Annotated in this window: 25 protein-coding genes; 1 reads left to right on the top strand and 24 read right to left on the bottom strand. The window is 65.2% G+C overall.

Going from position 1 to position 24,807, the window contains the following annotated elements:
• Window positions 1-98: 98 nt before the first annotated feature.
• The 5 genes from P4L93_11345 to P4L93_11325 all read right to left on the bottom strand — a co-directional run bounded on the left by P4L93_11345 (window position 99) and on the right by P4L93_11325 (window position 2,791).
• On the bottom strand, window positions 99-563 hold the full coding sequence (locus tag P4L93_11345; protein ID MDR3687539.1) for an NUDIX hydrolase: 465 nt from the start codon (window positions 561-563) through the stop codon (window positions 99-101).
• Entirely contained in the window at window positions 541-975 is a 435-nt protein-coding gene (gene dut, locus P4L93_11340) for a dUTP diphosphatase (GenBank protein ID MDR3687538.1), read from the bottom strand. Before dut ends, P4L93_11345 begins: the two co-directional genes overlap by 23 nt.
• A gap of 2 nt (window positions 976-977) precedes the next feature.
• The gene (locus tag P4L93_11335; GenBank protein MDR3687537.1) at window positions 978-1,733 is read right to left on the bottom strand and encodes an anaerobic ribonucleoside-triphosphate reductase activating protein; all 756 of its coding nucleotides are present in this window, start codon (window positions 1,731-1,733) and stop codon (window positions 978-980) included.
• 73 nt (window positions 1,734-1,806) lie between these two features.
• Window positions 1,807-2,253 carry a transcriptional regulator NrdR gene (gene nrdR / locus P4L93_11330; GenBank protein ID MDR3687536.1) on the bottom strand — a complete coding sequence of 149 codons (447 nt, stop codon included), beginning with the start codon at window positions 2,251-2,253 and terminating at the stop codon, window positions 1,807-1,809.
• 157 nt (window positions 2,254-2,410) lie between these two features.
• Entirely contained in the window at window positions 2,411-2,791 is a 381-nt protein-coding gene (locus P4L93_11325) for a LysM peptidoglycan-binding domain-containing protein (protein MDR3687535.1), read from the bottom strand.
• Window positions 2,792-3,006: 215 nt separating this feature from the next.
• Here P4L93_11325 and lexA point away from each other — a divergent pair, with 215 nt between their 5' ends.
• The gene (gene lexA / locus P4L93_11320; protein ID MDR3687534.1) at window positions 3,007-3,630 is read left to right on the top strand and encodes a transcriptional repressor LexA; all 624 of its coding nucleotides are present in this window, start codon (window positions 3,007-3,009) and stop codon (window positions 3,628-3,630) included.
• Window positions 3,631-3,701: 71 nt separating this feature from the next.
• Here the strand turns inward: lexA and hflX are convergent, their stop codons facing one another.
• The 19 genes from hflX to P4L93_11225 form a co-directional block, all read right to left on the bottom strand.
• Window positions 3,702-5,030 (bottom strand): GTPase HflX, encoded by a 1,329-nt coding sequence (gene hflX, locus P4L93_11315; GenBank protein MDR3687533.1) that lies wholly within the window; start codon window positions 5,028-5,030, stop codon window positions 3,702-3,704.
• A gap of 24 nt (window positions 5,031-5,054) precedes the next feature.
• Window positions 5,055-6,212, bottom strand: coding sequence for an LL-diaminopimelate aminotransferase (locus P4L93_11310; GenBank protein ID MDR3687532.1), 1,158 nt, complete (start codon window positions 6,210-6,212; stop codon window positions 5,055-5,057).
• A 146-nt stretch (window positions 6,213-6,358) separates the two neighbouring features.
• The gene (dapF, locus tag P4L93_11305; GenBank protein ID MDR3687531.1) at window positions 6,359-7,246 is read right to left on the bottom strand and encodes a diaminopimelate epimerase; all 888 of its coding nucleotides are present in this window, start codon (window positions 7,244-7,246) and stop codon (window positions 6,359-6,361) included.
• 50 nt (window positions 7,247-7,296) lie between these two features.
• The gene (gene miaA / locus P4L93_11300) at window positions 7,297-8,253 is read right to left on the bottom strand and encodes a tRNA (adenosine(37)-N6)-dimethylallyltransferase MiaA (protein MDR3687530.1); all 957 of its coding nucleotides are present in this window, start codon (window positions 8,251-8,253) and stop codon (window positions 7,297-7,299) included.
• A gap of 3 nt (window positions 8,254-8,256) precedes the next feature.
• A complete protein-coding gene (gene amrA, locus P4L93_11295; GenBank protein MDR3687529.1) occupies window positions 8,257-9,642 on the bottom strand; it encodes an AmmeMemoRadiSam system protein A in 1,386 nt (461 codons plus the stop codon).
• Between the two features lie 67 nt (window positions 9,643-9,709).
• Window positions 9,710-11,044 carry a tRNA (N6-isopentenyl adenosine(37)-C2)-methylthiotransferase MiaB gene (gene miaB, locus P4L93_11290; GenBank protein MDR3687528.1) on the bottom strand — a complete coding sequence of 445 codons (1,335 nt, stop codon included), beginning with the start codon at window positions 11,042-11,044 and terminating at the stop codon, window positions 9,710-9,712.
• 44 nt (window positions 11,045-11,088) lie between these two features.
• Window positions 11,089-11,916 carry a PHP domain-containing protein gene (locus P4L93_11285; GenBank protein MDR3687527.1) on the bottom strand — a complete coding sequence of 276 codons (828 nt, stop codon included), beginning with the start codon at window positions 11,914-11,916 and terminating at the stop codon, window positions 11,089-11,091.
• 13 nt (window positions 11,917-11,929) lie between these two features.
• A complete protein-coding gene (locus P4L93_11280; protein ID MDR3687526.1) occupies window positions 11,930-12,202 on the bottom strand; it encodes a stage V sporulation protein S in 273 nt (90 codons plus the stop codon).
• A gap of 137 nt (window positions 12,203-12,339) precedes the next feature.
• Complete coding sequence (locus P4L93_11275) at window positions 12,340-13,419, bottom strand: ATP-binding protein (protein ID MDR3687525.1); 1,080 nt, start codon at window positions 13,417-13,419, stop codon at window positions 12,340-12,342.
• Between the two features lie 215 nt (window positions 13,420-13,634).
• Entirely contained in the window at window positions 13,635-15,170 is a 1,536-nt protein-coding gene (gene rny / locus P4L93_11270; protein MDR3687524.1) for a ribonuclease Y, read from the bottom strand.
• 414 nt (window positions 15,171-15,584) lie between these two features.
• The gene (locus tag P4L93_11265) at window positions 15,585-16,220 is read right to left on the bottom strand and encodes a regulatory protein RecX (protein MDR3687523.1); all 636 of its coding nucleotides are present in this window, start codon (window positions 16,218-16,220) and stop codon (window positions 15,585-15,587) included.
• Between the two features lie 10 nt (window positions 16,221-16,230).
• Window positions 16,231-17,301, bottom strand: coding sequence for a recombinase RecA (gene recA / locus P4L93_11260; GenBank protein MDR3687522.1), 1,071 nt, complete (start codon window positions 17,299-17,301; stop codon window positions 16,231-16,233).
• A gap of 99 nt (window positions 17,302-17,400) precedes the next feature.
• On the bottom strand, window positions 17,401-18,003 hold the full coding sequence (gene thpR, locus P4L93_11255; protein ID MDR3687521.1) for an RNA 2',3'-cyclic phosphodiesterase: 603 nt from the start codon (window positions 18,001-18,003) through the stop codon (window positions 17,401-17,403).
• Window positions 18,000-19,238, bottom strand: a complete 1,239-nt coding sequence (locus P4L93_11250) for a nicotinamide-nucleotide amidohydrolase family protein (GenBank protein MDR3687520.1) — start codon at window positions 19,236-19,238, stop codon at window positions 18,000-18,002. The genes thpR and P4L93_11250 overlap by 4 nt, the downstream gene beginning before the upstream one ends.
• Before the next feature lie 15 nt (window positions 19,239-19,253).
• The gene (pgsA, locus tag P4L93_11245; protein ID MDR3687519.1) at window positions 19,254-19,961 is read right to left on the bottom strand and encodes a CDP-diacylglycerol--glycerol-3-phosphate 3-phosphatidyltransferase; all 708 of its coding nucleotides are present in this window, start codon (window positions 19,959-19,961) and stop codon (window positions 19,254-19,256) included.
• A 2-nt stretch (window positions 19,962-19,963) separates the two neighbouring features.
• Complete coding sequence (rimO, locus tag P4L93_11240; GenBank protein MDR3687518.1) at window positions 19,964-21,268, bottom strand: 30S ribosomal protein S12 methylthiotransferase RimO; 1,305 nt, start codon at window positions 21,266-21,268, stop codon at window positions 19,964-19,966.
• A gap of 5 nt (window positions 21,269-21,273) precedes the next feature.
• Window positions 21,274-21,771 carry a YajQ family cyclic di-GMP-binding protein gene (locus P4L93_11235; GenBank protein ID MDR3687517.1) on the bottom strand — a complete coding sequence of 166 codons (498 nt, stop codon included), beginning with the start codon at window positions 21,769-21,771 and terminating at the stop codon, window positions 21,274-21,276.
• A gap of 45 nt (window positions 21,772-21,816) precedes the next feature.
• Window positions 21,817-22,518, bottom strand: a complete 702-nt coding sequence (locus P4L93_11230) for a DUF4115 domain-containing protein (GenBank protein ID MDR3687516.1) — start codon at window positions 22,516-22,518, stop codon at window positions 21,817-21,819.
• On the bottom strand, window positions 22,518-24,779 hold the full coding sequence (locus tag P4L93_11225) for a DNA translocase FtsK 4TM domain-containing protein (protein ID MDR3687515.1): 2,262 nt from the start codon (window positions 24,777-24,779) through the stop codon (window positions 22,518-22,520). Before P4L93_11225 ends, P4L93_11230 begins: the two co-directional genes overlap by 1 nt.
• Window positions 24,780-24,807: the final 28 nt, after the last annotated feature.

Genomic DNA, 24,807 nt, shown 5'->3' with positions numbered 1-24,807 from the left:
ACAGACGAGTCGAGGCAGGTTCTCGCTCTACACCACACTCCTCTCGGGCCAGAGCTTGGAACGCTCGGCTGACTTATGACAAGCAACAAGCTCACTGCCTACGCGCCGGGTGTAAACAGCGAGCCCAAGTACGGCGATGTTGGGGTGACTCCGGTCAACCAAGCCGCAATCGCTGCGGCCATAGGTGGACGCAGATCGAGCTGCGCGAGTTCGTCGGTGCCGAAAAGGTCGACTGCTTCTACGCGAGGGTCGGCCGGGGTCGCGGTGATCTCTCCGCCGGTGACTGCGGCCTCGAACGTGATGTTGACCACGTGGCGACCGCCGCTTGGGTCGATCGTGTCGTTGACGAAGAGCAGGCGGCCGACTGTCGCTTCCAGGCCGGTCTCCTCGGCGATCTCGCGAGTGAGGGCCTGCTCGAGCGTCTCTCCCCAGTCCACTCCCCCTCCGGGAAGCAGATGGTAGCGGGAGGCCCCTGCGCGATGTCGGACCAGCACGATGCGGCCGTCGAGCACCATGAGGGCCGCGACGCGGACGCGCGGCTTATCTGTGGCCCGTGCTGCCAAAGCCGCCCTCCCCCCGCGTGGTGTCGCCAAGGTCGTCGACCTCGGCGAGCTGCACTCGCTCGACACGCTGGATGACGAGCTGGGCAATCTTGTCGCCGCGCGAGATGCGGATTGGGGTCTCGCCGTCGAGGTTGACGGCGATCACCTTGATCTCGCCCCGGTAGTGCGCGTCGATAAGACCCGGTGTATTGGCGAATGACAGGCCGTCTTTGAGTGCGCGGCCGCTACGCGGCTGGACGAAGCCCGCGAAGCCGTCGGGAATCGCGACCGCGACGCCTGTGGGCACCAGCATGCGAGCGCCGGGCGCGATCGTGCAGTCAGTGGCTGAAAGTAGATCGAGTCCGGCGTCGCCATCGTGTGCGTAGGTCGGAAGTGGGAGGCCTGTGTCGAGTCGTTTGATCGGCAGCTGCAATCTCAGACTCCCCGAACGACAGTTGGAAGGTGAACTGCACAGCGAATGGCGACACGGCGCAGCTCATCGACCGAGTACGGTGACACTGTGGCGGCTGCCGGGTCGAGCGTACGGCGAGGCTGGAACTGCTGGAGTGCGAAGCGCTTGCCGCCTGCCAGACGGGCAGCCAGCGACGGAAGGTCGGCCGAGGGAAGCGCAAACGGGTAGCACGTCGTTCGGAACTCGTGGTCCACCTCGCCGTTTGCGAGGAGCGCGACAGAGCGTTCGACGCGCTCCCACACCCGCGTCCCGCCCGTAAGTCTGTCGTAGCGCTCCGGTGTGGTCTTCACGTCAAGTGCGATGAAGTCGAGGAGTCCGGCTTCGATCAGAGCCTCGAGCACGTCGGGGTTGGTTCCATTCGTGTCGAGTTTCACCGGCAGACCGGTTGCCGCGAGCGCACGGAGCAGTGAGCCGAGCGCCACGCACGTTGTCGGCTCGCCACCACTGATCACAACGCCATCGAGCGTCGGAGCGCGAAGAGAGATCTGCTCGACGACTTGGGAGACGGACGTGTTGGCGCGCTTGCTGCCGACGTGCTCGGGATCGAAGCAGAAGGGGCAGGAGAGATTGCACCCGCCGAGGAGAATCGTGGTGGCGCGACGACCGGGCCAGTTGGGTCGGGAGTCGGATACCGTTGCGGCGATGCCGGTGGGTTCACTGCTCGGCGATGTCGGAAACGACAAAGCGTCCTTGGTGGCCACGCGTGACGGCACGTGCACGATCAACGACCCAAACCCCTCTCCCGGCGATGAGGCCCCTCATGCCGCGCGCGTCGGAACAAGCTGAGTGGTGCTAGCTCAGGTTCTTGAGCTCGGAAGTGAACTCGTCGAGATCTTGGAACTCCTTGTAGACAGAGGCGAAGCGCACGTAGGCGACCTTGTCTATGTCGCGCAGGCGCCTCAGGACCATGTCGCCGACCAGGCTACTGTCGACCTCATAGCGAAACGTGTTGTGCAACTCCGACTCGATGTCGTTGATCAGCGCCTCGAGGCGCTCGACTGAGACGTTGCGCTTGGCGGTGGCGACCATCAGGCCTCGGAGCAGCTTTCCGTGGTCGAACGGTTCGACCTCGCCCGTCTTCTTGACGACCATCAGCGGCATCTCTTCGCGCCGCTCGTAGGTCGTGAAACGCTCCGCGCACTTCAGACACTCGCGTCGGCGTCGAATAGCGTCCTGAGACTCCGAAACGCGCGAATCGACAACCTTCGTCTCGTCATGGCCACAGAACGGACAGCGCATCTCCACCCCTACATCTAGGTTAACTTGAAAGTTAACACACTAGATATAGGGTCACAACGGCAATTGTGTCAGGAGGGCGTCGAATTGCATGCTTGAAACACAGATAACCCCGCGGTCAGGAACGTAGCGGGGTTATCTGCGCGCTTCTTGGGACTCGCTAGCGGCAGGCAACTGCCAGGTTTGCGGTGTGCTGCGCCGGTACGTAGATGGTCGTGCCGCTCGCGACGCGCCCATCGCTGATGTGGTTCAGGCTCGCGATCAGCCCGGCGGTCTGCTCGGTGGTCAGGCCGGCTACAGGGTGCTGCGCGGCCAGCGCCCAGAGCGTCTGTCCGCTCTCGACACGCATGCGCTCGCTGGCCACGGCGCGGCTCGAGTGGCGCGCGGTCAGCACCGTGGCCATGATGAGCGCGACTGCGATCAAGACGAGCGCAACGATCTCTGCCCACGCAACAGCGCGCGCGTGCTTGCGGCCTGCGTGGCGGGCAGCGCGAGTGTCGGTGTTGAATCGGGTGCTGCGTGCTGCGACTGTGCTACTCATGGCTTAGCTCCCCTGTCCTTGTTCGTAGTGACGACTCGCACCCTACCGAACGGGTCTGACATCGAGCCGACGTACGTATACGAACATGTGTTCGACAACACTGTACCGAACATATGTTCGTAATACAAGTAGAACTATCGAACGCACGTTTGCACGCTTTGGTGACAGCGCGTACACTCGTGCCGTACAAGCGTTCGATATCTAGGGGGCCTTCGATGACCTACCAGCGCGAGCTCACGAAGCGGCAGCAGCAGATCCTCGACTACATCCGTGCCGAGATCCACCGCTGCGGTTATCCGCCGAGCGTTCGCGAGATCGGAGAGGCCGTCGGCCTATCCTCATCCTCTACCGTGCACTCGCACCTGGCCGCTCTTGAGGCCAAGGGCTTCATCCGCCGAGACCCCTCTAAGCCGCGCGCCCTCGAAGTGCTCGACTACCGCGAGACCGACCGCGGAATCGACTACGGCTCGGTGCGCGCAGTTCCGGTCGTCGGACAGGTGGCGGCCGGCCAGCCCATCCTCGCCGCCGAGAACATCGAGCAGACGATGTCTCTTCCCGCCGAGATGGCTGACGACCAGACGTTCATCTTGCGCGTCAAGGGTGAGTCGATGATCGAGGTCGGCATCATGGACGGCGACTTTGTGGTGGTCCACCAGCAGTCCACAGCCAACAACGGCGACATAGTCGTTGCGATGCTGGATGACTCGGCCACGGTCAAGACGTTCTATCGCGAGCCAGACCGCATCCGCCTACAGCCGCAGAACTCCTCGATGGAGCCCATCTACTCGCGCGACGTGAGTATCCTGGGCAAGGTAGTCGCGCTGTTCCGGCGCCTCTAGGAGTCTCAGCGCAACAATCAAACGGCCCCGAGCGAATCGCGTCGGGGCCGTTTGCTTCGGAGCGTCAGGGCCTACGGCGCAGCTATCTCGAGCGGCTCGGGCGGGATGCGGAACTCCTCGAATGCCGGCGCCATCTCGGCGGGCACGCGCAAGACGAGCTGGGTTCCACTCTCCGTGTGACGTTCGCTGACGATCAGCGCACGCTCGTGGGCCAGTGTGACGACGTCGCCGCGCGTGTAGGGCACGAGCACGGTCAGCGTGAGGCTGCACTTGGCTGCTTCCTCGGCGATGTGGGTGCGAAGGGAGTCAAGACCCTCACCCGTGAGCCCGGAGACGAAGACGGCCGCGGGAAACTTGCGCTCGAGCAACGAGCGGTCCTCGGCTGAAAGCGTGTCTGCCTTGTTGAAGACGATGAGGCTCGGTGTGGCCGAGGCGCCGATCTCGTCGAGCACCTCTCTCACGGCTAGCATGTGCGCGTCGCGCTGGACAGCGCCGGCGTCCGTGACGTGAAGCAGCAAATCGGCCTCGGCAACTTCATCAAGCGTGGACTTGAAGGCCTCGACCAGCCCATGGGGCAGCTTGTGTATGAAGCCGACCGTATCGGTCAGCGTGATTTCGCGACCCTCGGGCAGGCTCAGGCGGCGCGTTGTAGAGTCTAGCGTCGCGAAGAGCATGTCGGCCTGCAGCACGTCTGCGCCGGTCAGCGCGTTGAGCAGCGTCGACTTGCCGGCGTTGGTGTAGCCGACGAGCGAGACGCGGTAGACGCCGCTGCGCGCGCGCGACTTGCGTTGCAGCTGGCGCTCGCGGCTGACGTCGCGCAGGTCGCGCTTGAGCTGCGCGATGCGTTTGTGCGCCATTCGGCGGTCGGTCTCGAGCTGTGATTCGCCCGCACCGAATCGTGATCCACGCCCTCCGCCGAGCCGCTCCTTCTCGAGGTGGCCCCACATGCCGCGAAGGCGTGGGAGCACGTACTCCTGCTGCGCCAGATCGACCTGCAGCTTGCCCTCGCGCGTGACGGCGTGCATGGCGAATATCTCGAGGATGAGTGCGGTGCGATCGATGACGCGCGTATCGGGCAGAAGGGCCTCGACGTTGAGTTGCTGTGCCGGCGACAGTTCGTCGTCGAAGATCACCATGTTTGCGTCGAGCGACGTGGCCGTCTCGGCGATCTCATCGGCCTTCCCGCCGCCCACGAACGTCTTGGGGTTGGGACGGTCGAGCTTCTGCGTGACCACCGCGACGACCTCTACATCGGCCGTGTCAGCGAGCCGAGCCAACTCGGCCAGGGACTCGTCGATGGGCCAGCGAGAGTCGCTTCGGTCAACGCCAACGAGGACCGCGCGATCGTGTGTCGCGAGGTCCTCGGCGGTCTGTGGCTCTGTACGTTTGGTGTGGGTCACGCTTGCGTGTATTCCCGCTTCCCGCTACAGCATCGTCTTGATGCGCTCGAGCGCCTCGACGAGGCGATCGTCGGGCGTCGCGAGCGAGATGCGGATGTAGCCTTCGCCGTCGGGACCATAGGCGCTACCCGCCGCAACGATGACGCCGGCCTTGTCGAGTACCTCGCCGGCGTACTGCGCCGACGTGTAGCCTTCGGGGATCTTTGCCCAGACGTAGATGGTGCCCTTCGGCACGCGCGCCGACAGACCGATGCTGCCCAGCGTGTCCATCACGAGGTCGCGCCGACGTTGATACAGATCGCACATCTCGGCGACATCGGACTGGTCGCCGAGCATCGCCTCGATGGCCGCGTCCTGGATCGCCGTGAAGGCGCCCGAGTCGATGTTGGACTTGACGGTGCCGAACGCCTTGATAGCCGTCGCGTTGCCGGCGGCGAACGCAATACGCCAGCCGGTCATGTTGTACGCCTTGGAGCAGCTGAACAGCTCGATGGCGACGTCCATAGCCCCGGGACGCTCGAGGAAGCTCGGCGGCCGGTAGCCGTCGAATGCGATCTCGGAGTAGGCGTTGTCGTGGACGATGAGCAGGTCGTGCTTCTTGGCAAACGCGATTGCTCGGTCGAAGTACTCCGGCGTCGCGATCGCCGAAGATGGGTTGTTCGGGTAGCTGAGGAACATGAGCTTCGCCTTGGCGAGCACATCGGCCGGAGTCGACTCGAAGTCAGCCATCCAATCGTTGGACTCGTTCATCGGCATGTAGTGGACGTTCGCATCGATGAGGATGGCGCCGGTCGTGTAGACCGGATAGCCAACTCCCGGAACCAGCACGTAGTCGCCGTTGTCGACGAACGCCGGGAAGATGTGCGCGATACCTTCCTTGCTGCCGATGAGCGCGAGCACCTCAGTAGTGGGGTCGACTTCGACGTCGAAACGGCGCTTCAGCCACTCGGCGCAGGCCTTGCGGTACGGCACCGAGCCGGAGTAGCTGGGGTACTGGTGATTCTTGGGATTCGTGATCGCCACCGCCATCGCGTCGATGATGCGCTGCGGCGTGGGCATGTCGGGATCCCCAATGCCCAGCGAGATGACGTCAACGCCCTCTGCCTGCTTGATCGCCTTCTTCCGGTCGATCTCAGCGAACAGGTACGGCGGCAGGTTCTCCATACGCTTGGCGGTCCTCAACGGGTGTCACTCCTCGTCTTCGGTGGCAGTCGTTTCGCAAGGCCTTGGCGGCCGTGGTTCCCATCGTAGCATTGGCGGTCGCGGCCAACGTTGCGGCCGCGTTACGAGCGCAACGCGATGCGACTTCGGGTGACCTGGGATGACTCCTAGTCGTCCAGGTCGTCGTCTTCGGGGATGGCAATGCTGCCCGAGAACACCTCGACGGCGGGACCGGTCATGTAGACGTGGTTGTCCTCAGCCCAGCGAATCGCAAGCTCGCCGCCGGGCAGCTCGATGGTGGCCTCTCGGCCGACTCGGCAGGTCAGCGAGGCGACTACCAGCGTCGCACACGCGCCTGTACCGCATGCGAGCGTCTCGGCACAGCCACGCTCCCAGACGCGCAGCCGGATGCGATCGTCCTCCATGAGCTGCGCGAACTCGACGTTGGTCTTGGCTGGGAACATCTCGTGCGTCTCAATCACGGGGCCGATCGTGTCAACGTCGGCTTCGTCGACGTCGTCGACCCACAGCACGCAGTGAGGATTGCCCATCGAAACCGGAGTCACATCGAACGTGCCTGCGCTCGTCTCGAGTGGGCACGAGATCACCATGTCGTCGTTTCCGCCGCACCGCATGTTGGTCGGTATATCGGCGGGCCTGAGAATCGGCTCGCCCATGTCGACGGTCGCGAGGTACAGCGTCTCGTCGTAGGCGCGCGTGATCTGGATCGGCTTCAGACCGCCCAGCGTCTCGACCACCATCTCGTTGCGGTCCTGAGGAATCAGGCCGTGGTCTACGCAGTACTTCGCAAAGCAACGTACGCCGTTTCCGCACATCTCGGCGACCGAACCATCGCCGTTGAAGTACGCCATGTAGTAGTCGGCCTCGTCCGTGGTGGCCGGGCGCACGAGAATCAGCCCGTCGGCGCCTACTCCGAAGTGGCGGTCGCAGAACCACGCGATGGCTTCTGGAGCAAGGTCGAGTTCCTCGGCGAGATCCTCGAAGAGGATGAAGTCGTTGCCCAGACCATGCATCTTCACGAACCGCAACTCCATGGAAACCTCTCCTCGAATCCTCGGGCGAGAGCTTCGTGCCCCTGAATGGCCTACCAGTCTAGCGTACCCATCGCTGCTTCCGCTGCCTGCGAAATCGTCAGTTCGGTCACGTCGATCCACCTGACACGCGGGTCGGCGGCAAACCATGTGAGCTGCCGTTTGGCGTAGCGTCGGCTCGCCTGCTTGACCTCCGAGACAGCGGTGTCGATCTCCACGCCACCCTCGATGACCGGCACGAACTCCTTGTAGCCGATCGCTTGGGACGCCGTCAGTGCCTCGCGCAGCCCCCTGCCGAGCAGTTCGCGGACCTCGTCGAGCAGGCCCGCTGCGACCATCGCATCCACGCGCGCGTCGATGCGCTCGTACAGTCGCGGGCGGTCCATCGTCAGCCCGATGAAGCGGGTGCTGTAGACGCTGTCCCTCGCCGAGAAACCCTCGCGCTGCTCGGCGTAGCTGACGCCCTCGTCGGCCATCTCCAGTGCGCGCACGACGCGCCGCACGTTGTTGGCGTGCACCACCGCTGCTGAGGCCGGATCGCGCTCGGCGAGCAGCGCATGCAGCGCCTCAGGACCGCGCTTCGCCGCAATCGCTTCGTAGCGCGCGCGTGCAGCGTTGCCGAGCTGCTCGCCGGCGGGAAACTCCAGGGAGTCGAGCGCGGCACGTACGTACAGCCCTGTGCCCCCGGCCACGACCGGCAGGACGCCGCGCCCAGCAATGTGAGAGATGGCCTCTCGAGCCGCGATCTGGTACAGCGCCGCCGAGAACGCCTCGCCCGGCTCGGCGAGATCGAGGCAGTGGTACTTCACGCGACGCTCAGCGGGCGCTGGCTTGGCCGTGCCGATGTCCATGCCGCGATAGACCTGCATCGAGTCGGCCGATACGATCTCGCCGCCGAGTCGCACGGCGAGCTCTTCAGCCACCGCGGTCTTCCCCACAGCAGTGGGGCCGACCACGGCGAGTACGCGTGGCGGCGAGTCTGGGCTGGCTGGCGTGTCGGCTGAGGTCATGCGCTAAGTGTAGCGGTCAACCTTGAATCGCTGCAGGTCGCACTGGGAGTCCGGGGGAAGTCCCGCCTTCTGCATCGCGATTGCGACCTGAGAGGCGACGTCGTCGACTCCTTCAAGGTCGGGAAGCAGAAGGCCCCGCCGGTATCCTCGCGTGACGATCACGCCGTAGGCCTTTGGATCGAGATCGTCGAGCGTGCAGGCCTCCGGGGCGTGAAGCACGTCGACCTTGACCTCCAGGTCGGCGAGTTCATTGACGCCAAGCGACGGAAAGCGCGGATCCTCGGTAGCGGCTTGGATTGCGTTGGCGGCGACCTCCTGCGCCAGCGTCGGGCGCGTTGGCGAGATCGTGCCGATGCAACCGCGCAACATCCCGAGTCGGTGGAGGCTCACGAAGGCTCCCGCGCGCTCGGGGTACTCGGCGCCAGCCAGCTGCGCCGGCTCAAGCACCGTTCCGTCGCGCACGTAGGCTTCGATCGTTTCGCGCGCCAGACTCACGATCTCGCTCTCTTCAGTGCCGGCCATACCGCCTTTCCGGCCCGTCTGCGCAACGGCAGCTGCAACGCGCTGGTAGGATTCGATCGCCTCGTCGCCGACGAGCGCGGTCAGGTAGCCTACGCCCCACGGCCCTTCGTACGCGAGCACCTTGGAGCGAACTGGATCGTCGCCTGCGAAGCCGCCCAAGGTGATCAGAGAGCGCAGTCCGCACTCCCCTCCCGCTTCGACGAGATCGGGGTCGAGCTCCATCAACGCCGAGAACCGCCCGGCGGCGACTCGTTCTTCAATCGCGGCGTCGAGTTCGACGGCCCGCGGGGAGTATCCGGCCGCAGCGCCTGGCTTGAGTCGATGGGACATGTCGCCGCTCGCAAGGAAAGCCACGCGACGGCCGAGGTTCTCGGCGGCCTGGCGCACTATTTCCCCGACGCGGCGGTGCTCGGCGTATGGGCGATACGACAGCGACAGGATGACGAGGCGAACGGACTCGGTGGGCTCGAGGAACGAAAGCGGCACGATGGAAGCGTGATCCAGCCAGCCGGGACGCAGCCGGTCATCGACGTCACGCGTGATCGCCGGGATATCTGCTGCGTCGATGCCGTCGACGATGGCGCGCGCGAGCTCGGGGTCGCCCGGCCACGAGTAGACCTTGCGTGCGCCGAACTGCTCGAGCGAGCCGGTGAGCCGATCGCTGACGTCAACGATGAATGCGTCTGCGGCAGCCGGCGCGTGCGGAGACATGAGCACGATGGTCTCGGGAGCGAACCGAGCGAGAGCTGCACGGCCGGTCTCCAAGGCATCCAGCGAGGCTTGGGCGACGTGGGCCTCTCGGCCACCGACGTCCGGCACGAAGATAGGCGGATGAGGTGAAATGACTCCGAACACGTCTGTAGGCACGGTGAGCCTCCCCTGACGCGGGCACGTTATCGGAGCGCGATGGCCGCGGGTGCCGCCGAGGCGCCTCCTACTGGTCTGTACCCGCCAGCTGCCCTGAGAGGAACCACGTCTGCGCGTGATCGATCGTCACGTTCACGATTCGACCCGTGTACTCGTCTGCCGAGTGGCCCTCAGGCAGCGGCGCATGCACCATCTTGTTGGCGGCCGTGCGGCCCGAAAGCATGGAGTCGTCGCGCTTGCTCGTACCTTCAACGAGCACAGGCTGCACGGTCCCCACGAGTGGCAGCGAGTTCTCGAGCGCCGAAGACTGGACCAGCTCGACCAGTCGGTCGAACCGCTCCTGCGATACCTCGCGTGGCACTTGGCCCTCCATGCGCGCGGCGGGCGTGCCCTCCCGAGGAGAGTAGATGAACGTGAAGGCCTGGTCGTAGCCCACGGTGCGCACGACCTCCATGGTCCCCTCGAAGTCAGCCTCAGTCTCCCCTGGGAAGCCAACGATGATGTCCGTCGAGATGGAGATGTGAGGTACGGCGGCCTTGATGCGCGCGACCAAGGCGAGGTAGTCGGCTCGGGTGTATCGGCGATTCATAGCTGCCAGCACGGTGTCCGAGCCCGACTGAACGGGCAGGTGCAGGTAGGGCATCACCGCCGGCACTTCGGCCATGGCCGCAATCGTGCTCGCCGACAGGTCCTTCGGATGGCTGGTCGCGAAGCGAATCCGCTGTATGCCGGTCGCGGCTACCGCGCGAAGGGCCTCAGCGAAGCGGGGCTCGCCATAGATGTCGCGTCCGTAGGAGTTCACGTTCTGCCCGAGAAGGGTGACCTCGAGTACACCCTGAGACACGAGGTTATCTGCTTCGCTCACGATGTCCTCGAGGGTTCGGGATCGTTCACGACCTCGCACGTACGGCACGACGCAGTAGCTGCAGAAGTTGTTGCAGCCCACTGTGATGGGCACCCACGCGTGCCACGGGTGCTCGCGCTGGGTGGGGAGATCGGTCGTGAAGTCATCGGCCTCAGAGAGAACCTCGACTTGAGGCTGACGCTCGGCCGCTGCTGCATCGAGGAGCACGGGCAGGTGCGCGATGTTGTGCGTGCCGAAGACGACGTCGATGTGAGGGATCTGCCGCAAGAGGGTCTCGCCGTCGCGCTGCCCGATACAGCCACCGACCGCGATTAGTTGCCCCGGACGGCCAGCTTTGACGCTCTTGAGCGAGCGCACCTGACCGCGAAGGCGCTCATCGGCGTTCTCGCGCACGCAGCACGTCATGAAAACCACGACGTCGGCGTCCTCTGCGAGTTCAACAGGCGTCAGGCCTTGGGCAGCAAGAAGGCCCGCGACACGCTCGGAGTCGTGCTTGTTCATCTGGCACCCGAAGGTGCGGATCAGGTATGTCTGCATGGCGGGTGGCAGTGTAGCACGCCACATGCCGAGCGAAGCCGCGCTCAGGAGCGTCCCAGACGCTCTCCGGCGGCTATGAGCGCCCGAACGGCGACTTCAGGTACATCGACCGCTCCGACGTCCGGATTGGGCGCAGCTGGGCCGTGAAAGTCGGTTCCTCCGGTGACGAGCAGTCCCCTCTCGGCCGCAAGCGCCGAGTACCGAGCGACCTGGTCGGCGCTGTGGTCGGCATGGTACGCCTCTATGCCGAGCAACCCCGCCTCGATCATTCCGTCAATCAGGTCGTCAACGCCCGTGACACCTGGGTGTGCGAGCACGGGGATTGCTCCAAGCTCGCGGACGCCAGCGACCACGTCGGCAGGCGACGCGCTCTGCTTCGCGATGTAGAACGGCCGATCACGCCCAATCAGCGTCTGGAACGCAAGCGCGACCGTATCGGCATAGCCCGCCGCGACAAGCGCGCGGGCCACATGACTGCGACCAACCGCCCCTCCGGCCGACAGAGCCAGCACGTCGTCGAGCTCGATCTGGTAGCCTGCCGCTCTGAGTGCGGAAACCATCGCCTCTGCGCGAATCGCGCGAGCGGCGCGCAGCCGCACGAGCTGCGCCGCGAGGAGAGGGCTTTGGGGATCGACGAAGTACGCAAGGATGTGGGTGTCTCGGCCATCAGCGACCGCGGACAGCTCGACCGCTGGAATCAGCACGATGCCCGCGCGCCGAGCAGCGGCAGCTCCCTGGGCGAGGCCGTCGACCGAGTCGTGGTCTGCAATCGCAAGTACATCGACACCGTTGTGCGAAGCGCGCTGCACGAGTTGGGACGGCGACAGCGTGCCGTCGGAGGCTGTTGTGTGGACGTGGAGGTCGGCCTTCATCGGCACAACTGCGCTAGCGGTGCATGTCTCGCGGCTCCACCAGAAGGCGGATCGCGGTGCGCTCCTCGCCGTTGATCTCGATGTCGGCGAAGGCTGGAATGCAAGTCAGCTCGAGACCGGACGGCGCGATGAATCCGCGCGCGATCGCAATCGCCTTGACTGCCTGGTTAAGCGCGCCGGCTCCAACCGTCTGAATCTCGGCGGAACCCTGCTCGCGAACGATGCCAGCCAGTGCGCCGGCAACTGAGTTCGGGTTGGACTTGCTAGACACCTTGAGGACTTCCACGGTCCCTCCCCTGGGATGTGCGTGGTGCGAGCCGCAGGTTGCTGCGGCGTCTACGTTTCTAGGGTGATCGTTGCTACCAGAGCGGTGCGTCTGCAAAAAGGTGCGTCGATAAGTATAGCGTGGTGCCGTCTCGAGCGTCAGTCCTCTTTCTCGACCTCGAAGCGTACACGAATATCGTCCTTGCCCACCTTGATCTTAGGCTCGGATCTTAGGTGCAGGTAGTAGCGCTCAGCGATCGAATCGAACGCCTTTTCCAAGTCGGCGCGGAAGGCCGAGAGATCTCGCTGGTCGATCTTCAGTCCACGTCGGTCTTTGTAGATGTCCGGCCCCGCCGAGATGACCGAGGGCTGCTCGGCGTGAGTGAGAGTGTCGAGCACCGAGACCAGCGGCGCTATGTCGGAGGCCAGCACGCGGTGCGCGGTGCGCTCGCTGATGGTCAGTCCGATCTCCTCGGCGACGTCGGCAAGCTCTCCGGCGTCCGAGGCAGCGCCGCAGCGCAGCCAGACTGGCAGCTTGGCCAAGTCGTCGCAGAAGAGAAGCTCGGAGGCGTCGAGCTCGCGTCGCGCGGTGACAAACATCGTGGCCACGACTTCAGTCACCGAACCAAAGTACAGCTCGATGCCCGGATGCTCCACGGCAAACTCGGCGACTTGACGCACGATGTTGTGAGGGCCGCGAACCACCTTCCACGCGCCGTTCTCGTCTCGTTCGACTGTAGGCCAAGTGGACTGGTCGACGCGCTCGGAAAGCTGCTTGCAGTCGGTCTCCACCACTACCGACGCGCCCTTGTGGGTGTCCGAAGCCGCGATACGGGCGCTTGCAGCGTTACTGCGGATGGAGAAAAGCGCCATGCCTCGGCCGTGCACGCCCCACTGATCCATCACCATCGAATCGAGTTTGCTGGTAACTCGCGGTTCGAAGACCCTCTCGGCCATGGCTCGCGGCACGCCCACGCCGTCATCCACGACGGCAAGCGTTCGGGTGTCGCCTTCTCGGCCACACGCCACGAAGATGCGACGGGCATGGGCGTCACGAGAGTTACGCAGCAGCTCGACGATGATGTCCTCGGCGCTGCGGATGTCGTGCTTGGCCTGTCGACGCTCGGCCTCGGAGATCTTGAGGCGCACGTAGCCGTCACCGAAGTTCTCCTCGACCTTGAGGAAGGTGTCGCCGGAGACAGCGCTTACGAAGTTGAGAAGCTCGTCTGAAGAAGTCATGCGTTGCAGTCTACAGGCAGCGCATCCGTCGCGGGAGGGTAGAGCAATAGGGCATTCGTCGTGCCCGCCTTCGACGCTCACCTCGGGCCCGGCGCCCCCGAGCTCCGTGCCGCCGCTCGGCGCGCCGATGGTATGCGCGAGGCTCCCGCGCAAGAGATGAAGAGAAGGCCTGCCAGACTCGGCAGGCCTTCTCGGCGGTTTGATGTGGCCTGGAGCTACTTCGCGTAGTCGACCGAGCGGCTCTCGCGGATGACCATGACCTTGATCTGGCCGGGGTACTCGAGCTCGTCCTCGATCTGCTTGGCGATGTCGCGAGCCAGAACCGTGGCATCAGCGTCCGAGATCTGCTCGGGCTTGACCATGACGCGGATCTCGCGGCCCGCCTGCATCGCATACGTCTTCTCGACGCCCTTGTGCGAGTTGGCAACGGCCTCAAGCTTCTCGAGCCGCTTGATGTAGCTTTCGAGGGTCTCTCGGCGGGCACCGGGACGACCGGCCGAGATTGCGTCGCCAGCCTGCACGAGCACGGCCTCGACCGTGTTGGGCTCAACGTCGCCATGGTGCGCCTCAATGGCGTGAACGACGGCCTTGGGTTCGTTCATGCGGCGCGCAAGATCGGCGCCGATGAGTGCGTGCGGTCCCTCGACATCGTGGTCGATCGCCTTGCCGAGGTCGTGCAGCAGGCCTGCGCGCTTGGCCAACTGGACATCGACGCCCAGCTCTGAAGCCATCACGCCCGCGAGGTAGCTGACCTCAAGCGAGTGCTTCAGGACGTTTTGGCCATAGCTGGTGCGGAACTTCAAGCGGCCGAGGGTGCGGATGAGCTCAGGGTGCAGCCCGTGGATGCCGCTGTCGAACGCCGCCTGCTCGCCAGCTTCGTGGATCTGCTGAGTGACGAGCTGCTCGGCCTTCTGGAACATCTCTTCGATTCGGGCCGGGTGGATACGGCCGTCGGCGATGAGAGTCTCGAGCGTGATGCGCCCGATCTCGCGACGCACCGGGTCGAAGCTCGAGAGAATGACGGCCTCGGGAGTGTCGTCGATGATCAGGTTGATGCCGGTCATCTGTTCGAACGCGCGGATGTTGCGACCCTCTCGGCCGATGATGCGTCCCTTCATGTCGTCGCTCGGGATGTGAACGACCGACACGGTCGACTCGGCGGTGTGATCTGCCGCCACCCGCTGAATGGCGATGCCGACGATGTTGCGCGCGCGCTTGTCGGCCTCCTCGCGGGCGCGGGCCTCCGATTCGCGAATGATAGCGGCGGCGTCACGGCTGACATCCTCGCGGACGCGGTTCAGCAGCTCCTCACGTGCCTGGTCCGCAGTCATGCTCGCCAGATGCTCCAAGCGGTCGCGCTCCTCGGCGATCAGGTCCTCGAGGTCCTTCTCGGCCTTGGCGATCTGGCCCTGCTGCGAGGAAAGTGCGTGCTCGCGCTTGTCGAGCGACTCGGCCCGGCGGTCGATGGACGCCTCACGCTCTGACATCCTCGACTCGAGAACCTGAATCTCCTTGCGACGCTCCTTGTTGTCAGCCTCGGCCTCCTGGCGTGAGCGCAGGATCTCGTCCTTCGCTTCGAGCAATGCCTCTTTCTTGACAGTCTCGGCCTGCTTTTCCGCATCTCGAACCAGACGTTCTGCCTCGTCGGCAGCGCGCGCGGTACGATCCTTGATCAGGTAGCGGTTGATTGCATAGCCGAGGGCGATGCCGATTATCAACGCGACAAGCGCGCCCAGGATTGTCCCAGTCAACTTCGCCCTCCTTTCGACTCGCTGCTGTTATGTCGTCGGACGACGCCTGCTGTCGAAGGGAGTCCCCGAGAAGAGGAAAGCCGGACGACAGAGCGTCCGGCATCGATGAGTCCGCCTATGTTTGGCCAGGATATGCTCGGATACGCCAGAAATGACCTTGCGGCCTTCCTGTCCGAGCGTCTTTGCGTGCTACATAGAAACCGCCGAATTCACACGGCGGAGGATCATTGATGCCATCGCGAATCGTACCCGTGAGCAGGGATAACCGTCAAGGTCAGGGTGCGCGTCGCACGGCCGACGGAGGGGCCCCTGACGGAGGTGCCGCGCAGGTTGAGCGCGTTGGCCGTGTCCCAAAACGGCGGGCAACGTCGGCCAGGTTTCCGACGAATGGTGATATGTCGGGGCGAACGGTTATTAGGCGTCGGGGTCTTCCTCGTCATCCGAGGCTGTCTCGAGCGCTTGAATGGCCGTCTGAAGGCTGAACCCTTTGGTCACCAGCCTGCGCACGAACTTGTCACGCTCCTTGCGGTCAGCCGGCACCCGCTCTCGAAGCACGGCTCGGGCCCTTGCGAGCTGCTCGTCGCTCCCGGCAATCGGCTCCAGTGCCGCAGCGGCGGTGTCCGGGTCTATCCCCTTCTGCGCAAGCTCCTGGCCGATTCGCCGGGCGCCGTACCCGGCCGCGGCGCGCGTCCTGACCCACGCGGCCGCAAACCGCTCGTCGTCAACAAGCTCGATCTCGACGAAGCGCTCGACAACCTGGGCCGAGACCGCAGTTGGGTACCCGGCATCGTGCAGCTTGCGAGCGAGCTCGGCGCGGGAGCGATCTCGATACCCAAGCAGCATCAGGGCGCGTTCCTTGGCGAGTGGCAGCTCCACCTCCGCCAAAGAGGCTTCGAGTATCGAGCCGCTGACCGAGAGGCCCTCCGCTATCCCCAGGGACTTGACGGCCGCCGCCGAAGTCAGTCTCGACTCGGAGCCATCATCGAACACGAGACGCCGGGCCTTGCGGTCAGGCCCGGCGTCCTCGATGCGCACGATCAGCGGGCACATGCCCGAGTCGCTACTCTGCGACGGCGGCCGGCGTCTTGTCGGCTGCCTTCTTTGCTGCGGGCTCATCGACGGGCGCGGCCGCAACGACCACAGGCAAGCCGAGCTCCAGGCGGACCTTTGTCTCGATCTCGTTGCGCAGGCCGGGGTTCTCCCTGAGGAAGTCCTTGGCGGCCTCGCGGCCCTGTCCGAGTCGCTCGGCGCCGTACGTGTACCAGGCTCCGGACTTGGCGACGATGCCCTCTTCGACGCCGAGGTCGAGCACGGAGCCTTCCTTGCTGATGCCGGTTCCATACATCAGGTCGAACTCGGCCATGCGGAACGGCGCCGCGACCTTGTTCTTGACGACCTTGGCACGGACGCGGTTGCCGACGATCTCGGTACCCTGCTTGATCGAGTCGATGCGGCGCACGTCGATGCGTACCGTGGCGTAGAACTTCAACGCACGGCCGCCGCTCGTGGTCTCCGGGCTGCCGAACATGACGCCGATCTTCTCGCGCAGCTGGTTGATGAAGATGCACGTGGTGTTGGTGTTGTTTAGCGAGCCTGCGAGCTTGCGCAGTGCCTGGCTCATCAGCCGGGCCTGCAGGCCGACGGTTGTGTCGCCGATCTCGCCCTCGAGTTCTGCGCGGCGCACGAGCGCGGCGACCGAGTCGATGACGACGACGTCGATGGCGCCGCTGCGAATGAGCATGTCGCAGATCTCCAGCGCCTGCTCACCTGTGTCAGGCTGCGAGATCAGAATCTCGTCGATGTCGACACCCAGGCGCGACGCGTAGCTCGGGTCGAGCGCGTGTTCGGCGTCGATGAACGCCGCAACGCCGCCGGCCGCCTGTGCCTCGGCGACGATCTGCAGCGCCAAGGTTGTCTTGCCCGACGACTCCGGGCCGTAGATCTCGACGATTCGACCGCGTGGGACGCCGCCGATACCGAGCGCAGCGTCCAAAGCGAGCGAGCCGGTGGGAATCGCAGCGACCGAGTCGGTTGCGGCGTGCTCGCCCAACTTCATGAGCGACCCCTTGCCGAACTTCTTCTCGATTGCTTCCTTCGTAACGCCGAGTATCTTTTCCTTCTCGCGGTCCATGCCTCACTCGCTCCTATCCGGTGCCGGGAGTCCCCTCGGGGCGATTCGACCCTACACGAACACCTGTTCGATGTCAACGCGAACGATACGTCCGCCTGGCTATTCCGGCGCGCCGACCGTCTCATCCCGGAAGGCCCACGATTCAACGGTCTCGTAAACCGGTCCGGTACGTGTCAACGTGCTCGCAAAGAGCGTAGCGGACAGCACTGACATCGAAAGCGGTGGGTGTCTCAGGACGGCATCAGCGCTGGTCAAGGCGTCAGTTGCGAGTGGCCGAGGCTTCCGCGCACGCGCGAGCGTAACGTGCGGCGCAAACGGGCGATCTTCGCGAGGCAGTCCGCAGGCCACCGCGGCGGCTTCGACGCGAGACGCGAGATTGGCGCATCGCGCGGTGGGGTCGCCGAGACGTGCCCACAGCATTGAGCAGCGAGCCGTCCTCGGCACTGCATCGAGACCCGTAACGTCCACCGAGAAGGCGAGCACTCCCGCAAGCTCCTCGGCCAAGCTGCGGCGCATCCGCAACATGTCGTCCTCGCCAAGCGAGCCGAGGAACTTAAGCGTGAGGTGCACGTTGTGCAAAGCGACCCACTTCTCGGCGCCCCACTCGGGCGCTTGGGCGACGAGCGCGATGCGGGCCTGGTCCAGACGCACGCGGACCACGTCAGGCAGCTCGACGGCCACGAAACAGCGCGTCTTACTCACGCCTTGAGAACCTCTCGGCGAATCAGGTTCAGCGCCGACGAGGCGGCGCGCGCGCGAATCGCCTCTCGGCTCGCCCCCGTCCATGCGACTGAAGCCTGGGCGTCAGCGCCCTCGCCGATGCGCGACGCGACGCCGAACCACACGGTTCCGACTGGCTTGTCGGCGGTCCCGCCGTCAGGACCGGCGATTCCCGTCACGGAGACGGCGACATCGGCACCGAACGCGTCCAGGGCTCCCTCAGCCATCTGTTGCGCCACTTCGCGACTCACGGCTCCGAAGAACTTCAAGTCCTCAGGATCGACGGCCAAGAGTCGCGATTTGGCAGCGTTCGAGTACGTGACAGCTCCGCCGAGAAAAACCGCCGAGGAACCCGGCACGTCAGTCAGTGCGGCCGCGACCATGCCGCCCGTACACGACTCGGCAACCGCGAGCGTCACCTTGCGGGCCGTCGCTTCGCGGACGATGGCCTCCGCGAGCGTTGAGCCGTCGGTGGAGTAGCACGGTGCACCGATCTCAGCGGCCACAGCGTTGGCTGCGCGATCAAGTGCGGCCTCCCCCGCGCCGTCGTCGAGCAGGATCACGCGGCAGTCGCCCGGCTTGGCGAGCACGGTGAGCTGGATCCCGTCGAACGCGGCCAGCGCGGTCTGGGCCGCATGCTGCACGTCGGATTCGGGTAGGCCGGTCACGCCCAGTTCGCGCGGCTCAGCACGGTCGGGCGTGAAGCGATCCATGACGCGCGCGAGCATGGGGCGCATCTCGCGGGGTGGTCCTGGCAGCAATACCAGCGAGCCGGCGGGCGTGGGGACGACCTGCCCTGCCGCGGTGCCATTGGTTGGTCGCAAGACCTCGGCGCCCTGCAGCACGAACGCCTGCGTGAGCACTTGCGCCGCCGAGCGCGGGTCGTTGTGGCGCGCGAGAAACGGCTGGAGGAACGCAGTGAGCGAAGGGTCGGCCTCCATCGGGATGCCGAGTGCAGCCGCAGCCGCGTCGCGCGTGACGTCGTCGTGAGTGGGGCCCAGCCCGCCGGTCACCACGACCATCTGGTGCACCCGCCCGAGCCGGCGCAGAGTATCAGCAAGCAAGTTCTCGTCGTCACCGACACTGATTGCTTCGTCCACGCGAAACCCGAAGCGCGAGATGTCGCGCGCAATCTCGGCGGTATTGGTGTCGACTCGAAGGCCCTCGACGAGCTCGGAGCCAATGGTGACGATAGCCGCGCTCTGGCGCTCGCGCATAACAGAAGCCTCCCGCTAGCCGACGGTCTCGTCAGTTTCCTTAGACGCTGCCTCGCAGGCGAGCTGCTCGTCGCTCGCAAGCGACGTGGCGCCGGACCACGGGCCTATCAGCACGTCACGGGCGTGCATGAAGTAGTCCACCATCGACATGATGGTCATGACCACGGCCGCGCCCATCACGCTCCAAGCGACTACCTGCACGTAGACCTGCGCGTCGGCCGGCAGGCTCGCGAAGGTCGCGCTGTCCTTGACGATGAAGAGCAACACCGCAGCGATCTGCAGCACGGTCTTGATCTTGCCGTACCAGGAGGCCGCGATGACCGCTCCTTCGGCCGAGGCAACCATGCGCAGGCCAGAGACGATGAACTCGCGCGAGATGATGACAAGCGCGATCCAAGCGGGCAGGACGTGCATCTCGATGAGCGCCAGCAACGCGGCGGTGACCAGCAGCTTGTCGGCGAGTGGATCGAGGAACTTGCCAAACGTCGTGACCTCGTTGCGTGAGCGGGCGAGGTAGCCGTCCACGCCATCGGTGGCCGCAAGGATCGCGAAGACGGCCGCCGCGATCCAGGGACGAGCCGCGTAGAGCATCTGCGGCGCCGTGAACCAGCGCGGCCAGTCGGCAAGCAGGACCACAAGGAAGATCGGTATGAAGATCATGCGAGCGAGCGTGACGCTGTTGGCCGCGTTCAGCCGCACGCCCGCGCCTTCTGACTGAGCCAACTTCAGCGCACCTCGCCTTCCAGGTCGTAGCCGAGGGAATCGACCAGCGTCGCCGAGACTATCTGTCCGGCCACCCCTCCAGCAAGCAGTACCAAGCCGTCGATCTCTGGGGCCTGTCCGCGCCAGCGGCCGACAACGACACCCTCGTCCTCGTCGACGCCCTGCACGAGCACGTCCACGATCATACCGACCTTCTCGGCGGCTTTCTCGAAGCCGATCTCGTCAGCGATGTCGCGCAGGCGTTGAGCCCGAGCGCGTCGGGTGCGTGCAGGGATTTGATCGGGCAGCTCGGCGGCGGGGGTTCCATCCTCGGGAGAGTACGCGAACACTCCTACGTAGTCGAAGCGCGCGGCGCGCAGGAACTCCTGCAGCTCACGCACGTCGTCGCGGGTCTCGCCGGGGAAGCCGGCGATGATGGTGGTGCGGAGAACCACGTCGGGCAGCGCGGCTCGAACGCGCGCGATCAGGTTGAGGAAGGCGGCGCCGTCACCACTGCGTACCATCGAGCGCAGCACACGTCTGGAGGCATGCTGCAGCGGAATGTCGAGGTAGTGGCAGACGTTGGCGTTCTCGGCGATGGCGGCGAGCAGGTCGTCCGTCAGGCCGTCCGGCTGTATGTACATGAGGCGCAGCCAGTCGAGGCCGGGAACGGCGGCGACGGCGTTGACCACGTCGGCGAGCGTGTCGCCGTCCGCGCGGTCGTGGCCGTACGAGGTGATGTCTTGGCCGATCAGCACGATCTCGCGCGCGCCGAGCGCGACGAGCTCGGTGGCCTCGGAGACGATATCGGCCAGCCCCACGCTGACGTACGGGCCGCGAATCGAGGGAATCGCGCAGTATGCGCACGACCGATGGCAGCCGTCGGAGATGCGCAGGTATGCCGAGGCACCTTCGACCGTCCGCGTCGCGCTCCCCTTCGCGCCAGCGTGCGCAGGTACGCCGGTGACGTGCTCGAGAACCGCGAGCAGGGCGCCTTCCTCGGCGACCGAGAGGAAGGCCGCGACTTCAGGCAGCTCCGTGGCAAGATCACCCGCGTAGCGCGACGGCATGCAGCCGGCCACGATCAGCGAGCGGCCCTCGCGCATCGGCAGCCACTCCGAGGCGACCTCAAGGACGGTGGCAACCGACTCCTCTGTGGCCTCTCGGATGAATGAGCACGTGTTGACGACTACGACATCGGCATCGACCGGGTCCTCGGCGAGTATGTACGCCGAGCCGGCGACTGCGGCACGCATGCGGTCCGAGTCGACCTCGTTCTTGGGACAGCCGAGGGTGATGAATGCGATTGCGGGAGTGGAGTCGGTCACGCCGGCTACCGGTAGTTCGTGAACTGCAGAGGAATGCCGTAGTCCTGCTTCTTGAGGAAGGCGATGACCTCCTGCAGCACGTCGCGCACGGGAGCGGACACGCGCAGCTTGTCGCCCTCAATCTGGACCTTGCACTTGAACTTCTGGTCGCGAATATCCTTGTTGATCTTGCGCGCCAGCTCGATCTCGATGCCCATGACGATGTTGCCGATGATGCGCACCGTGCCGCCGCTGGCCATCTCGGACTTGCCCCACTCGATCGCCTTCAGGTCGATGTTGCGGCGCACCAGCTTGGTATTGAGCACGTCGATGACCTGGCTCGCGACGAAGTCACTCGGCGCGTGCAGGGTGAAGTTCTTGTCGGCCTTCGAGAACTCGATCTTGGCGCCCGAATCCTTCAGGTCGTAGCGGTTGACCAGCTCTTTGAGTGTCTGCTGATAGGCGTTGTCGACCTCTTGCAGGTCGACTTCGGAGACCACGTCGAAGCTGTTGTCCTTGGCCATCTGGCCCTCCTCTGCTTGGGTGTCGAACACGGGGGTTCTTGGGGCTTAGGGTTGGGTCGCCGTGATCGTGAGCGACGAGTTCGCCGCACCGGGGATCGCGACCTTCTTGCCGTCGCGCGTCACGGTGACCTGCGACGGCTTGCCGATCTTGAGCTGTACGTTCTGCGAGACCTGGAAGGTCTGGCTCTGTCCGCCGGTCAACGTGCCGTTAAACGCCGAGCCACCATCGACGGTCGCCTTGAGGGTCGATGCCCCATTTGATGAGACCGTCACTTTGACGGTGAACGGCTGGGAGACGCCCGCGGTCTGCGTAACGCCGGTGGACGCCGAGGTGGTTGCTGGGATGGGTGGTGGCTTGGACGGGCCCTTGAGCGCTCTGTAGACCACCCAGCTGCCCGCGACCAGTACCGCCACGATCAGGAATGCGATGACGCCGACTCGCCAGGGCACGGCGTGCTGTTCGTTTCGGGCCGCGACCGTCTGCTCGGGCACGTTGATGTCGTGGAATCGTCCAGAGCCCGTCTCGGCGCGATACATCGCGAGGAGCGGGATCGGGTCGAGTTCGAGGTAGCGCGAGTAGCTCGAGACGTAGCCGCGCACGTAGCCAGGATTCGGAAGCTTGTCGTACTCCCCCGCCTCCAGTGCCTCGAGCAAGCGCGCGCGGATCTTCGTGTCGTTCTCGGCCGTCTCGAGCGAGATACCGAGGGAGATTCGCCGATCACGGAGCGTATCGCCGAGCTGGCCCATTACTGCTGGCCCCCGTTCTCGCGGTCTTCGCGATCAAAGGCGCGGATTGATTCGAGTTCTTCGATGTCGACCAGAACCTCGCGGGGCTTGCTGCCATCCGGCGGGCCAACGATGCCCTTGGCTTCGAGCATGTCCATGATGCGACCTGCGCGCGCGTAGCCCACCTTGAGGCGGCGCTGCAGCATCGACGTCGACCCAAGACCGCTGGTCACCGTGATATCGGCTGCCTCCCAGATGAGCGGGTCGTCGTCTTCGCCCGAGTCCACGCCACCGCCTACCGACGAGACGCGCAGGTGCAAGATCTCTTCGTGGTAGTCGGGTGCGCCCTGCTTCTTGAGGTGCTCGACCACTTCCTCGATCTCGCTCTCGGCGACGTAGCAGCCTTGGATGCGCTTGGGCTTGGCCCACGCCGGCGTGGAGAACAGCATGTCACCCAGGCCCACGAGCTTCTCGGCGCCGGGCTGATCGAGGATGACGCGGCTGTCGATGGCACTCGCCACGTTGAAGGCGATGCGGTTGGTGATGTTGGCCTTGATGATGCCGGTTACGACGTTGGCCTCGGGGCGCTGCGTCGCGACGATGAGGTGGATGCCGGCGGCCCGCGCAAGTTGCGCGATGCGCACGATCGAGTCCTCAACCTCTTTGGCGGCGACCATCATCAGGTCGGCCAACTCGTCGATGACGATCACCAGGTACGGCAGTTCGACGGCGCCCTCGGGACCCTTGCCGTCCTGGACCTGCGCGTTGTAAGCCCCAATATTGCGCACGCCGGCAACCTGCAGCACCTTGAGCCGACGCTCCATCTCAGAGACCGACCAGGCCAAGGCGCTTGCGGCTTCCTTGGGTTCGGTGACGACCGGCACGTAGAGGTGTGGCACGTTGTTGTAGAGCCCCAACTCAACACGCTTGGGGTCGATCAAGATCATGCGCACCTCGGCGGGCGTCGTGCGCAGCAGGATCGACATCAGCATGGCGTTGATGGCAACCGACTTGCCCGAGCCCGTCGTACCGCCGATCAGCAGGTGCGGCATCAATGCGAGATCGGCAAGCACCGGAGCACCCGCGACATCCTTGCCGATGCCGAGCAGAAGCGGTCCGCCCTCGCCCGCAGGCGCGAGCACGTCGCCGAGCGTGACCGACGAGCGGCGCTGGTTGGGTACTTCGATTCCGACCAGTGATTTGCCGGGGATCGGCGCCAGAATGCGCACCGTCGAGGCCGCGAGTGCCAGAGCGAGGTCATCGGCGAGTGCCGTGACCCGCGACAGGCGCACGCCCTTGGCGATCTCGACCTCGAAGAGGGTGACCGTCGGACCTGCAACGAAGTCGACCACGCGTGCTGGGATGTCGAAGGTCGCAAGTGTCTCGGCGATTGCGGTCGCGGTGACGCGCTGCTCGCCGTCGGACGCCTTGTGCTTGCTCGCGCTCTCGGCGGGCGTCTGATGCAGCATGGTCAGCGGCGGCAAGACGAAGCCCTCCATCGCCCGCGGCGAGACAGTGCGCGGCGTGGGGACGGTCTTGCGCGCGGCCTCCGGATCCGGGCCGTCGCCAGCCTTGCGGCGTCTCACACCCAGATCAGCTGCCGCTGCCTCGACCGCGGTCTCGGCAGCGCCGTCGCCGACGAGCGGGACGGTGCGCGGCGCGCGCTGACGCGAGCGTGACTCGCGGGGCGCCTCGGGCTCGCGCTCGAAGACATCGCGGACCCACTCGACGAGGCTCGTGATTGAGAGCCCAGTGATGATAAGCCCCACGATGACCAGCCCGCTCAAGAGCACATAGCCGATAGTCGCGCCCGTGGTCGAAATGAGCGCCCAAGCCACCCCGGCACCGACGTAGCCGCCGTGAGCGGAGAGCACCGCTGCCTCGAACAGGTGCCTGCTGGGGCTCATGAGCGCAGCGATAGAGATGACCGCCAATGCGATCACCCCGAGGCCGATACCCGTTCGAATCTCGTGGATCTCGGCGCGCACGAAGAAGCTGACGCCCCAGAGGACGAGGAAGACGGGAATCAAGTAGGCGCCCACTCCGAAGGCAAGCTTGAGTCCAAGCGCGCCAGCGTCGGTCACGACGCCGGTATGGCGGCTCAGTACGGATATGAGCAGCGCCACGCCGATCAGCGCCAAGGCCACCCCGACGATCTCGCGCTTGGAGCGGTCGTCAAGCATCCCGGGCTTGCTGGTGGTTCTTCGAGTTGCGCTGCGTGAGCCGCTACGCGCTGGTGCGCTGCGCTTGCCGGTCTTCGATTGCGCGCCGGATGACGGCATTCACGGACTCCTACTACTACGAATCAGG

Source organism: Coriobacteriia bacterium, assembly GCA_031292615.1.
GTDB lineage: Bacteria > Actinomycetota > Coriobacteriia > Anaerosomatales > JAAXUF01 > JARLGT01.
This window is presented reverse-complemented; position numbering and strand designations above follow the sequence as displayed.

Excerpts from the sequence above, each read along its gene's own strand:
- nrdR (MDR3687536.1), bottom strand. The coding sequence starts at position 2,253 with ATGCGCTGTCCGTTCTGTGGCCATGACGAGACGAAGGTTGTCGATTCG.
- P4L93_11325 (MDR3687535.1), bottom strand. The coding sequence starts at position 2,791 with ATGAGTAGCACAGTCGCAGCACGCAGCACCCGATTCAACACCGACACT.
- lexA (MDR3687534.1), top strand. The coding sequence starts at position 3,007 with ATGACCTACCAGCGCGAGCTCACGAAGCGGCAGCAGCAGATCCTCGAC.
- dapF (MDR3687531.1), bottom strand. The coding sequence starts at position 7,246 with ATGGAGTTGCGGTTCGTGAAGATGCATGGTCTGGGCAACGACTTCATC.
- miaA (MDR3687530.1), bottom strand. The coding sequence starts at position 8,253 with ATGACCTCAGCCGACACGCCAGCCAGCCCAGACTCGCCGCCACGCGTA.
- miaB (MDR3687528.1), bottom strand. The coding sequence starts at position 11,044 with ATGCAGACATACCTGATCCGCACCTTCGGGTGCCAGATGAACAAGCAC.
- P4L93_11285 (MDR3687527.1), bottom strand. The coding sequence starts at position 11,916 with ATGAAGGCCGACCTCCACGTCCACACAACAGCCTCCGACGGCACGCTG.
- P4L93_11275 (MDR3687525.1), bottom strand. The coding sequence starts at position 13,419 with ATGACTTCTTCAGACGAGCTTCTCAACTTCGTAAGCGCTGTCTCCGGC.
- P4L93_11265 (MDR3687523.1), bottom strand. The coding sequence starts at position 16,220 with ATGTGCCCGCTGATCGTGCGCATCGAGGACGCCGGGCCTGACCGCAAG.
- recA (MDR3687522.1), bottom strand. The coding sequence starts at position 17,301 with ATGGACCGCGAGAAGGAAAAGATACTCGGCGTTACGAAGGAAGCAATC.
- P4L93_11250 (MDR3687520.1), bottom strand. The coding sequence starts at position 19,238 with ATGCGCGAGCGCCAGAGCGCGGCTATCGTCACCATTGGCTCCGAGCTC.
- P4L93_11235 (MDR3687517.1), bottom strand. The coding sequence starts at position 21,771 with ATGGCCAAGGACAACAGCTTCGACGTGGTCTCCGAAGTCGACCTGCAA.
- P4L93_11230 (MDR3687516.1), bottom strand. The coding sequence starts at position 22,518 with ATGGGCCAGCTCGGCGATACGCTCCGTGATCGGCGAATCTCCCTCGGT.
- P4L93_11225 (MDR3687515.1), bottom strand. The coding sequence starts at position 24,779 with ATGCCGTCATCCGGCGCGCAATCGAAGACCGGCAAGCGCAGCGCACCA.